Source organism: Streptomyces sp. NPDC000878 (genome assembly GCF_053599695.1).
Map to the genome: position 1 here is coordinate 29,114 of NZ_JBSFMT010000086.1, position 11,320 is coordinate 40,433.

The window sequence follows — 11,320 nt, forward strand, 5'->3', positions numbered from 1 at the left end:
CCCGGCTCCGGATCACTCCCGCCGCCGCGCGGTCGGCGTCGCCGCGGGGCGGACGATGACGCGCGACCGGCACACGGTTCTCGACCCGTCCGCCGTCGAGGCTCCGCAGAAGGTGCTCGCCGGTGCCGCCCCCGCCACGCCGACGCCCCCGACCGGACGAGCGCGACTGCTCGCCCTGCTGAGACGCCACCGGCGCCAGCTGGTCCCGCTCGCCGTGGCCGTCCTGCTCCTCCAGATGGCCGTCGCGATGATCACCACGGCCGTCGAGCAGACACCCACCATCGACGAGCCCGTGTACGTCGGCACGGCGGCCGTCTACCTCCACGAGCACAGCCTGCGCCTCAACCCCGAACACCCGCCGCTGGGCAAGCTGATCGTCGCCGCCGGAGTCGCCGCGGCGGACCCGCACTTCGACCGGCACTACGTCGGCAACCAAGGCCAGGTGGGCCGTCATCTGCTCTACGAGTCCGGCAACGACCCCTGGCGGCTGATGCTGTGGGCACGGCTGCCGGTGATCGTACTGACGCTGCTCTTCGGTCTCGTGGTGTTCGCCTTCGGCAGTGAACTCGCCGGTGCGGCAGGCGGGTTGGGGGCGCTCGCCCTGTACGCGTTCTCGCCGGACGTCGTCGCACACGGCTCGCTGGCCACGCTCGATGTGCCGGCGGCCGGGTTCGTGCTGACGTCGGTGTGGCTGCTGTGGCGAGCGCGGCAGCGGCCCCGCCTGTATCTCCCGCTCGCCGGTGTCGCGCTCGGGGCGGCCATGGCCACGAAGATGAACACCCTCGCCGCGGCCCCGGTACTGCTCCTGCTGGCCGGTCTGTCGGCGTGGCACGCCCGGCGCACCACCTCGGCTCCGGGGGCGCTTTGGAGGCTGCTCGGGCGCACTGTCGCGGGCGCGGTCCTGGTGGCGCTGGTCGCGGTGGCCGTCGTATGGGCGTCGTATCTCGTCGTCGACCCCCGGCTGCGCTGGGCGCCCGCTCCCGGCCAGGTCCCGGTGGTGCACGGGCTGCGGGGGCAGCTGGCCGGGCTGCTGCCCTTCCCGGAGGCCTACCGCGACGGGATGCGGATGCAGTTCGGCCTGGAGAACGCGCACTGGGAGGGCTTCCTCTTCGGGCGGCACTACTCGGGTTCCCTCTGGTACTACCTGCCGGCCACGCTCCTGGTGAAGACACCGCTGGGCATGCTGGCGCTGTGGGCGGCGGGCACGGTCGCGTTTGTGACGGCCCATCAACTCCGGCCGGTGGCACCCTACTTGCTGCTCCCGACGGCCGTGCTGCTGGCCGCCGCCATGGAGGGGGAGCGGAACTTCGGGGTGCGGTACGCCATCTTCGTGCCGATGTTCGGGGCGCTGGCGGCGGTCGGTGTGCTCGCGCTGCGGCGGCGGTGGGTGCCGTTCGTGGCGGCGGGGCTGCTGGTGTTCGTGGCGGTCAGTTCGCTGCGGACGTTCCCCTTCTATCTGCCGTACGCCAACGAGGCGTTCGGGGGCACGGCGAAGACGCACGAGCGGCTGCACGACTCCAACGTCGACTGGGGCCAGGACCTGGGGCGGCTCGCGGACCGGCTGCGGGACCGGTACGCGGGTCAGCGCGTCTGGCTGGTCTACAAGGGCAGCGGTGTGCCGTCGTACTACGGGATCCACGCGTCCGATCCACGCCGTCAGCCCGAACGGAAGGTGCGCGGACTGCTGGTGGTGTCGGACTCGTCGATCGCCAAGGCGACGGGCCGGCTGGCGGTGCTGATCCACAGCAGTCACGAGGTCGACGAGGTCGGGCACTCGATCACGATCTTCCGCCGGTGAACGGTGAGCTATGTTGAGTCGCTGTGGGAGACGAACGAGGCACATCGGTGCCATCGCCGCAGCAGGCACGCGCCCAGGCGTCCGCGATCACCTCGGGGAAGACGGCCCCTGAGGCGGAAGCGGCGCCGGCCTCCCGGCTGCGGGAACTGTTCGACGGGCCCCGGCTCTCCCCCGGGCAGCGGCGCATCGCGCAGTATCTGATCGAGCACATCACCGAGGCCGCGTTCCTGTCGATCACGGACCTCGCGGACCGGGTGGGCGTGAGCCAGCCGTCCGTGACCCGGTTCGCGGCGGCCGTCGGCTTCAGCGGCTACCCCGCGCTGCGCGAGCGGCTCCAGGCCATCGCGCTCAGCACCCTCGCGAGCGCGCCGGGCACGGCGGAGGAGAATCGGAGCAACGAACTCCAGGCGGCCGTGGACGCCGAGATCGCCAACCTGGAGAACCTGCGCCGCGACTTCGCCGACCCCGACCGGGTGATCGAGGTAGGCCGCAGCCTGTCGCGCTCGACCCCGCTCACCGTGCTGGGACTGCGTATCTCCGGGTCGCTGGCCGAGTACTTCGCCTACGCCGCCCGCCGTATCCACCCCGACGTACGGCTGGTGACCCGGGGCGGCAGTGTCGCCTACGACGCGCTCCTCCAGTCGCGGGAGGCCGGGGGCACCTGGGTGCTGGCCTTCTCGATGCCCCGGCACGCGCAGGAGACGCTCACCGCGGTGCAGGTCGCCCGGCGGGCCGGGCTGCGGGTGGCCCTGATCACCGACCTGGCGCTCGGCCCGCTGGCCGACGAGGCCGACATCACCTTCGCCACCGGCACGGGCTCACGGCTGGTGTTCGACTCGTACGCCGGGCCCGTGGTGCTGTCGGCCGCACTGCTCCAGGCCATGACGGACGCCGATCCGGAGCGGACGCAGGGGCGCCTGGAGGAGTACGAACAGAGCGCCGACCTGCATCAGTTCTTCCTCCGGGACTGAATTCCCTCGCCGCATGTGCGCAGATCAACATGGGGGCGTATGGGCGTTCATCCCGTTTTGTGCATGAATTTTTTCATACTTCTTGCAAACCGGACGGCATATATAAATACTGCTCACGGACCCGCTGCCGCCGTCTCCTACCCGCGTCGGCGCCTCGGGTGTCCGGACGGGTGTCGCCTGCGCGTACGCCCGTTGCGGCCCCGGCCATCCCCTAGGCCGGGGCCGCTGAACACCGTCGCCACCCTGTCGACGCCGCACTCCCGGAAGCGATGACCATGCCTCTGACCTCCACGATCGCCACGCGGACCGGCCCGGACTGGCCGTGTCAGGTCAAGATCCCCGGCAGCTACGACTGGGAGCGCTCGGCGGTCAGATGGCTGCGCGAGCTGGTGCCGACGCGCTACGCGGGCTACCCGACGCTGATCCGCCACCCCGTCCTGCTGGCCCGCCACGCGCACATCCAGGTCCAGCACGAGATCCGGGTGGCCCGCACCGCCCTCCAGACGGCCCGCGCCGACCTGCCCGGCCTGGGCCTGAGCGAGTCGGTCATCGAGCACACGATCAAGATGTACGCCGCCGAGGTGCTCCAGCTCCAGCACATCGCCCGCAGCATCCGCGAGGTCACCCAGGCCCTGGTCGACACCCACGCCGCCCGCTGAGAGTCCGCGAGGGCACTCAGGACGCCGTACGGGACTCCAGGTCCTTGCGGGTGTCGTCGCCATAGACGCCGGTCTCGTCGCCGCGGATGCCGTACCAGAGCTGGAAGCGGGCCACGGCCTCGGTGAGGGCGGTGTCGTAACTGCCGGACGTGGCACCGTCGGTGTAGACGTCCGGGATGCTCAGCAGGCGTTCCTGCAGTTCGGTCACCTCGGGTCCGCTGTCCCCTTCCCGAAGGAAGCCGGGGCCGTCCGGGTCGGCCGGGGCCGACGCGCTGGGAGCGGTCGAGGGAGCGACGGAGGGCGCCGGCCCTGCCTCCTCGCCCTGGGCGTTGCCCGGGAGCAGCAGGGCCGAGCCGAAGCCGACCAGGGCCGCCGCGCCGACAGCGACCACGACGGCGACGCGCCGCAGGTTCGGCCCGAACCCGAAGCCCGTGTCGGCCTGTTCCCTCCGTTGGACACGTCTGCGACGGGCGACGGGGGGCAACTCCTGCGTGGCGTCCTCGGCGCCGGGCGCGGGCCGGGGCAGGGGCACGTGCTCGTACCCCTCGGGCACGGCGGCCATCGCCTCGTCGTGCTCCCGCATGAGCTGCGCCAGCGCCTCGGTACGACGCCGGCGCAGTACGCGCGTCGGCTCCAGGGTCCGGCGGCGTTCCGGCCGGCCCGGTGCGGGCGGTGTCGACACTCTGCTCCCCTTCCCTGCGTACGGACTGCGGCACGGATTTCTGTCCGTTCCGCACAAGGACCGCGAACGGCCATGCCGTCGGCCCCATGGAGTGATACGCGGTCGGGGGCCGCCGGGTTCAGCACGACGGGCGGAGGTTGGCGGAGGTTATGGGAAACGCGACGCCGGCCGTATCTCCGGGGCACTCAGTTCCCCCTACGCAGCGCACTGAGTGCCATCGGCCTCACTGTGATGCTAGTTTCCCGTCCATGACCAAACCGCCGATGCGGGACGCCCTGGTCGCGGCGGCCTTTCAGCTGTTTCTGGAGCGGGGCTACGAGCAGACCACCGTGGACGAGATCGTGGCGCTCGCGGGGGTCGGGCGCCGGTCGTTCTTCCGTTACTTCCCCTCCAAGGAGGACGTGGTCTTCCCCGACCACGAGCGGTGCCTGGCCGACATGACGGCATACCTCGCCGAGAGCCCCGAGGACGCGGAACCGGTCGGGCGAGTGTGCGCCGCCGCGCGCATGGTGCTGCTCATGTACGCCGAGAACCCGGCCTTCTCCGTCCAGCGCTACCGCCTCACCAAGAAGGTGCCCGGACTGCGCGCGTCCGAGCTGTCGGTGGTCTGGCGGTACGAGCGGGCCCTGGCCGCGTATCTGCGCGAGCGGTTCGCCGGCCGGACCGACGGGATGCTCCGGGCCGACGTGATCGCGGCGGCCGTCGTCGCGGCCCACAACAACGCGCTGCGCTCCTGGCTGCGCTCGGACGGACAGGGCGACGCGACCACGGCCGTCGACCATGCCCTGGACTATGTGAAGGCGGCGTTCGGTACCCCGCCCCCGGGCTCCGGCAGGAGCGAGCCCGAACCCGAGACGGAGGACGTGGTGGTCGTCGTCTCGCGGCGCGGGGCGCCGATGTGGCGGGTCGTCCAGGAGATCGAGTCCGCGCTCACAAAACAGCCCGAGAATTGAGGGTACGCAGTGCCTTTACGCATGACACTGAGTGCCATACCCTGAGGCCGTGCACGGTGGCACGGCGAACCGCGCACTTCGGATTCAGGCCGAGCGCAGGGAGATGACACCGTGTACCACTCACTAGGCGCCACTCGTCCGATGGCCATAGGTTCCGCCACGGGCCTGCTCGATGCCCCGGCCGACACGAACACCCTTGTCTTCCAGCGCTGCGGCTGGTGCGCCACCGCGATGTACCACCGGCTGCTGTGCCCGGTCTGCGCGGGCAGCGACCTCCGTACGGAGCGCAGCGAGGGCACGGGCACGGTCCGGCACTCCACTGTGGTCCACCGGAACACACCGGCCGCGCGCAATGTGTCGCTGGTCGAGATGGCCGAGGGCTTCGTCGTACGCGGCCGGGTGATGGGTCCGGCCGCCGGCATCCACAGCGGGGACCGGGTCCGGCTGGCCACCGCGAAGGACCCGGTGCGCGGCGAGCCGGTGTTCCAGCTGCTGGACGAGCCGTACCGGGCCTGGATCTGACGTTCCGGCCGACGACCTGGCAGCCCGTCAACTTCCTTTCCTCCTTCTCCACTTCCCCACAGGCAACCCACAGGTCTCTGATCCCGTCCTCCGGGGCGAGAGGGGCCGTCGGGTGACCGGGGCTCCTGAGCGAGGGCCAGGAGGAGGAGACCATTGCTACGTGCCCGGCGAATATGGGTCACCGCTGCGGCGGTGCTCGCGGTGGTGGGGGCATCGCCAGGATGGGCGCAGGCGGAGCCGTCGCCCCGGCCGGAGGTGGCGGCCCAACAGCTGCCCTCGGGCTGGACGTTCACCGGTGAGGGTGCGGAGCGGCAGCTCGTCTGGCGCTCCGGCAGACCGGTTCCGATGGGTGACGCGCGCGTCGAGTTCTACGCGGGCGACCACCTGCTCGGCCGACCCGAGGCGGCGAAGGACGGCCGGTCGTTCCGGCTCCCGCTCGAAGGCACCCTGAGCACCGACACGCTCAACGGGACCAAGGGGTTCGAGGACCTCCAAGTGCGCGCCGGTGGACGCCGGTTGGACGCGGCGGGACTGGCGGCGGCTCCTGACGAGCGACGCGCGGCGATCGCCCCGCCCGCCCTGGCCCCGGCCAACCCCGTCGACCCCGGCAAGCCGGGCTCGTACCGCACGGTGTCGGGCGAGTACACGCTCGACTCGGTGAAACTGCCCGGGTTCCCCGTGCCGGTGGAGATGAAGGCCGTGGTGGTCGCGCCGACCGGCGCCACCGGTCGCAGGCCGCTCGCGCTGTTCCTGCACGGACGCCACTCCACCTGCTACAAGCCCGGCACCGACGAGATCAGCGGCGCGTGGCCCTGCCCGGCCGGCGAGAAGCAGATCCCGAGCTACCGGGGCTATCTGCGCGACCAGAAACTCCTGGCGTCACAGGGCTATGTGACGGTGTCGATCTCCGCGAACGGCATCAACGCCCAGGACGCGGACGCCGAGGACGCCGGGGCGCAGGCCCGCTCCTCCCTCGTACGGCAGCATCTCGCCCGCTGGGCCGACTGGGCCGCGAACCGGCCCTCGGCACCGGCGATCGTCCGGACCGCGCCGCCCGCCGACCTCTCCCGGGTGCTGCTGGTCGGTCACTCGCGCGGCGGCGAGGGCGTGAACCGGGCCGCGATGGACAGCCTGTACCGTCCGCCGGCCGACCAGGACGGGTACGGCGGCCCGGTGCGCTGGAACATCCGGGGTACGGTCCTCATCGGCCCGACGATCTTCGGACAGAACCCGGTCGCCGACGTCCCGTCGGTGACGATTCTGCCGGGCTGCGACGGCGATGTGTCCGATCTCCAGGGCGAGTTGGCCGTGGACGGCACCCGTGGGATCAGCCGAGGCGCCGCCCTGCACAGCGCGGTGTACGTCATCGGCGCCAACCACAACTACTTCAACACCGAGTGGACGCCGGGACAGGCGCAGGCACCGGCGGACGACGACTTCTGGTCCGACCCGGACGAGAAGGACCCGGTGTGCGGCGTGGGCACCCGGACCCGGCTGACCGCCGACCAGCAGCACAAGGCGGGCGCCTCCTACATCGCGGCGGCGGCCCGGCTGTTCGTCGCGGGCGACGACCGGGTACGTCCGCTGCTCGACGGCTCCGGCAGGCGGGCACCGTCCGCCGACCCGGCGCGCGTCCTCACGCACGCCGTGGGCGGGAACCGCTCCGCCGGTATCCTGCCGGACGGCGCGGTGACCGTGCAGGGCGGTGGCGGACGGCTGTGCTCGGCGGTCGACGACCGTCCCTCGGTCAGGTGTCTGGCCGCGGACAGCGCCGGTGAGTCCCCGCACTTCGCGGGGTGGATGACGGGGCGGGAGGTGGGCCGCCGCGCGGTCACCTTCAAGTGGTCGCAGCCCGGTACCGCCGTACGGGTGCGTCCCGAGCGGCCGGTGTCCCTCGGCGGCGCCAAGGGCCTCGCCCTGCGCGTGATCGTGCCGCCCAACACCACCGGGACGCAGCTGGACGTGTCCGTCACCGACACCGCAGGCAAGCGCGCCACCCTCGGCCGGGTCCGGGTGGACGGGCTGCCCGGGAGCAGGCGGACGGCCTCGTACTGGGCGCGGGAGGTCCGCGTACCGCTGTCCGCCGCCGCCCGGGCCGGGGTCGACCTGCACAAGGTGCGGAGCGTGGAGCTGACTCCGCGCAGCCGCTCGGGGCAGGCCTGGCTGATCGACGCCTGGGGCTGGCGCCCGGGCACGCCCGCGGTGCGGCCGGCCGCGCTGCCGCGCGTCGACCTCGGACGGCTCACCGTCAAGGAGGGCGACTCCGGCTCCCGTACCTACCGGGTGCCGGTCCGGATCGCCGGGCAGGGGGGCGGCAGCGGCACGGTTCGGGTGTACGTCCAGAATCCTGGGTCGCAGACGGTGACGAACCGGCTGGTGACGGTGCGTCCCGGCGAGCAGAGCATCGACGTGCCGGTGACGGTGACGGGTGACACCCGGTACGACTACGACGCCTGGCAGTTCGTGTTCGTGAAGGCGGTGCGCGGGGTGGTCATCGGCTCGTACACCGGTGGGGTGACCGCCCTCAACGACGATCCCCGGCCCACGGTGACCGTCGCTCCGGTCGCGGACCGGGTCACCGAGGGGCAGCGGCTGACCTGGCGCGCGTCGCTTTCGGCACCGTCCGGTACCGAGATGAACGCGATCCTGGAGGTGCTGCCGGTTGTCGGCGGGGCCGAGCTGTCCACGACGGATGTTGATCCGGCGTGGCTGGAGGAGGTCTCCGGGGAGTCGGCGCTGCCGGAGCGGGCGTTGTCGAAGGTCGAGGGGCTCTATCTGTGGGTGTCGATCCCTCCGGGCGAGTTGAGCGCGGAGGTGAGTATTCCTACGGTTGCGGACTCGGTGGTTGAGGGGGACGAGTCGGTGCGGGTTCGGGTTACGGACTTCGATGAGGAGACGGGGGAGCCTGTGCCTGGGCCTGAGTTTGTGGGGACGGTGGTGGACGCTTCGTAGGGGTGAGTTCTTCGGGTGCGGGTGCGCTGTGGCTTGTCGCGCAGTTCCCCGCGCCCCTGGGGCGGGGAGAGGGACTGCGTCCTCCTCCCCGCCCCTATCCCCCTTACGACACCGTTAGTGTCAGTGCTCCCGTGTATGTCTTGCCCTGTTCCAGCTGTGTTTCTGTGCCGTCTGTCGTCAGGGTGAGGGTCTTGCCTGCTGGGGGCTTGATCGTTGCGTCTGTTGCCAGGGTCAGGGCGCTCAGGTAGGACGTGCCTGTGACCGTCCAGGTCGAGCCTGCGTCCAGGGTTACCAGGACGCCGTTGTTCACCACCTCGCTCGGGGTGTTGGTGACCTCGCTGATCTCGCGGTACTGGGTCGATGTGATGGTGGTGACGTTGTGGCGGGTCGTCGAGGCGGAGATGGTGCCCTCGAGGGTGGAGGCCGTGAAGGTCAGGGTCAGGTTCTGGCCCTGGAGGTTCGCGTTGCCGCCGCCTCGTACCGCGTTGTAGAAGTCGCCCTTGAGGGCGATCTCCGTGAACGTCGCCTTCGCGTCGGTCGACTGGGGTGAAGTCGTCACCCAGGTCGATGACTTCACCGGGTCGGCGGTGGGTTCCGTGTAGGTGCCGATCGTCTCCGTGCGCCAGGGTTTGCCCGTCACGGAGACACTGTTCGGGCGGTCGGTGTCCATCAGCTGGAAGATGATGCCGTTGCCCGGGTCGATCGTCGCGCCGCCGGAGCCGTCCACGGTGACGTTGCCCGCGACCGCCTTGCACATGAACGCCGTTTCGCCGGTACGGACTTGGGTGCCGCCGTCGATGGTGACGGAACCGGCGTTGTACCAGAGGACCATGAAGCGGCCCGCCTCCACGGTCGTCGACCGCACCGGGAGTTTCCTCAACTCCGCACCGGTCAAGCCCAGTTCGAGGGCCTCGTTGAGGGCCGCGACCGCTTCCTTGGTGCTGTCGCCGTAGTGGGCCCGCGCTCCCCAGTGGATGAGGGCGTAGTCGCCCACGTCGAAGGTGCAGCCGAGGAAGTGCTCGGTGACGTTGCCGATGGCGTACGAACCGTAGCCCTGGCCACCGGTGTTGGCGATCGTGCTGTTGATCGCGGTGAGCGTGCAGTAGCTGCCCCCGTCGACCGACAGGGCACCCCATTTCTCCGAGGAGATCGTCGAGTTGACGAAGGTCGCCCTGGTGCTCGCGCCGAGCAGGTTGGTGGTGCGGACGTTGCCCGACAGGCCCAGCATCCAGGGCACGTCCATCATGTACCGGGTGTCGCCGGTGGGGACGTACTCGGCGGGCAGGGTGCCGTCGGCGCAGTGCAGGTGCGAGTTCTTGACGATCACGTTGGCACTGGCGTCCGCGATGAGCGCCGTACGGACCACGCCCTCGTTCCTGATCGTGGCACCGTCCACGACGAGGGTGGTGCCCGCGCCGGTGCCGACGACGGAGGCTCCGTAGCCGATGAAGTCGCAGCGGCCGTTGGCCGCGAAGGCGATCCTCGGCCTGGTGAGGGTGTAGGTGGCGCCGCCGGTGACGTACACGCCGTTGAACGCCTCGCCGTTCGAGAGGAGGGCGATGTCGCAGGCCTTGGTGTCGGTGACGGTGCCGCCACGGACGTTCGAGGGCACGGACTTCGCCTCGTTCACGCCGTCGGCGTCGACGTACAGGGCCTGGCGGAAGGGGAAGGTGAGGTCGCTGTAGGCGAGGTCGGTGGCCTCGGCGACCGTCAGGACGACGGTGCCCCGGTAGGTGCCGGCCGCGATGGCGACGGCCCCTCCGCCGTAGCCGTCGGTGAGGTCGGCGAGGTCGCTGCCGGTCTCCACGCCGTTGACGGTGAGGGCGAGCCGGTAGCCGTCCGGGACGGTGATGACACCGCCCTCCGCGATGGTGAGGACGCTCGCCCTGGTCGTCGCGGTCAGCTCCAGGGTCTCGCCGGAGCCGACGGTGATTCTTGTTCCGGGCGCGGCCTGGGCGGTTGTCGCGGTCGTCGCCCTGACCGCCGGTGCGGCGAGGGCGGCGACCGCCACCAGAAGTGCTCTCGGGCGGGACCTGAAGGTGACTTCGCGGTCGGTGAGTGCGGCGGGTTTCCTGTGGGTCACCATCGACTCCCTTGTCTGGTTTCGGGCATGGTCGGCTCACGCTCGGCGTCGGCCGGTGAGATGAGAGGTGTGGTGTGGTGCGGTGCGGTCCGGTGGAGAGGGACGGATCGGGCCGGATCGGCTCAGGGCGTGGGCCGGTCGATCAGTTCGATGAGGTTCCCGTACGGGTCGGCGACGAACGCCATCCGGGCGCCCGGGCGCGGCGCGGGACGCGGTGTCATACGTTCCAGCGCACCCTTCGCCACCAACCGGGCGTAGGCGAGGTCGACTTCCTCGGGTGTGTCCACGCTCAGACAGAGGTGACCGAGGCCGAGCGTGTGCGCGGCCTCCAACGGGCTGTCGGCCACGAGGCCGGTGGCCGCACCCGGGCGGTGAAGCAACTCGACGCGGTAGCCGCTGACATGACGGAGCATCACCCCTCGCAGATCGGTGCCGGGGACCGCGAAGGTGTGCTCCTCAGTAAGGTCCAGAGCCTCGCGGTACCAGACGGTCGCGGCCTCCAACTCCGGTACGGAGATGCCGACATGGTCGAAGCGCGAGGTCATTTCCAGGTCACCTCGGGACGCGCCTCGGGCCGGCTGTCGGGGGCCGCGTCCACTGGGCCGCGTTCGCCTCGGATGCGGGACAGGACGCGCGTGCGCAGTTCGGTGAACCGGGGATCGGCGCGGGTGGTGAGCTGGTCGCGGTCGGCGCCCAGGGG

Annotated in this window: 9 protein-coding genes; 6 read left to right on the forward strand and 3 right to left on the reverse strand. The window is 71.1% G+C overall.

Going from position 1 to position 11,320, the window contains the following annotated elements; all coding sequences use genetic code 11:
• The first annotated feature begins 55 nt into the window (after window positions 1-55).
• From ACWDR4_RS43315 to ACWDR4_RS43325, 3 genes are all read left to right on the forward strand, one after another.
• Window positions 56-1,798 carry an ArnT family glycosyltransferase gene (locus ACWDR4_RS43315; RefSeq protein WP_450416844.1) on the forward strand — a complete coding sequence of 581 codons (1,743 nt, stop codon included), beginning with the start codon at window positions 56-58 and terminating at the stop codon, window positions 1,796-1,798.
• A gap of 47 nt (window positions 1,799-1,845) precedes the next feature.
• The gene (locus ACWDR4_RS43320; protein ID WP_389356581.1) at window positions 1,846-2,769 is read left to right on the forward strand and encodes a MurR/RpiR family transcriptional regulator; all 924 of its coding nucleotides are present in this window, start codon (window positions 1,846-1,848) and stop codon (window positions 2,767-2,769) included.
• A gap of 269 nt (window positions 2,770-3,038) precedes the next feature.
• Window positions 3,039-3,428 carry a hypothetical protein gene (locus ACWDR4_RS43325; protein WP_450416846.1) on the forward strand — a complete coding sequence of 130 codons (390 nt, stop codon included), beginning with the start codon at window positions 3,039-3,041 and terminating at the stop codon, window positions 3,426-3,428.
• Window positions 3,429-3,444: 16 nt separating this feature from the next.
• Here the strand turns inward: ACWDR4_RS43325 and ACWDR4_RS43330 are convergent, their stop codons facing one another.
• On the reverse strand, window positions 3,445-4,110 hold the full coding sequence (locus tag ACWDR4_RS43330) for a peptidoglycan-binding domain-containing protein (RefSeq protein ID WP_450416848.1): 666 nt from the start codon (window positions 4,108-4,110) through the stop codon (window positions 3,445-3,447).
• Between the two features lie 263 nt (window positions 4,111-4,373).
• Between ACWDR4_RS43330 and ACWDR4_RS43335 the strand changes: the two genes are divergently transcribed.
• The 3 genes from ACWDR4_RS43335 (at window position 4,374) to ACWDR4_RS43345 (ending at window position 8,537) form a co-directional block, all read left to right on the forward strand.
• Window positions 4,374-5,063 (forward strand): TetR family transcriptional regulator, encoded by a 690-nt coding sequence (locus ACWDR4_RS43335; RefSeq protein WP_450416860.1) that lies wholly within the window; start codon window positions 4,374-4,376, stop codon window positions 5,061-5,063.
• A gap of 141 nt (window positions 5,064-5,204) precedes the next feature.
• Window positions 5,205-5,585 carry a Zn-ribbon domain-containing OB-fold protein gene (locus tag ACWDR4_RS43340; protein WP_450416850.1) on the forward strand — a complete coding sequence of 127 codons (381 nt, stop codon included), beginning with the start codon at window positions 5,205-5,207 and terminating at the stop codon, window positions 5,583-5,585.
• Window positions 5,586-5,738: 153 nt separating this feature from the next.
• Window positions 5,739-8,537, forward strand: a complete 2,799-nt coding sequence (locus ACWDR4_RS43345; RefSeq protein WP_450416852.1) for a hypothetical protein — start codon at window positions 5,739-5,741, stop codon at window positions 8,535-8,537.
• A 103-nt stretch (window positions 8,538-8,640) separates the two neighbouring features.
• Here the strand turns inward: ACWDR4_RS43345 and ACWDR4_RS43350 are convergent, their stop codons facing one another.
• A complete protein-coding gene (locus ACWDR4_RS43350) occupies window positions 8,641-10,620 on the reverse strand; it encodes a hypothetical protein (protein WP_450416854.1) in 1,980 nt (659 codons plus the stop codon).
• A 122-nt stretch (window positions 10,621-10,742) separates the two neighbouring features.
• Window positions 10,743-11,165 carry a VOC family protein gene (locus ACWDR4_RS43355; RefSeq protein ID WP_450416856.1) on the reverse strand — a complete coding sequence of 141 codons (423 nt, stop codon included), beginning with the start codon at window positions 11,163-11,165 and terminating at the stop codon, window positions 10,743-10,745.
• Window positions 11,166-11,320: the final 155 nt, after the last annotated feature.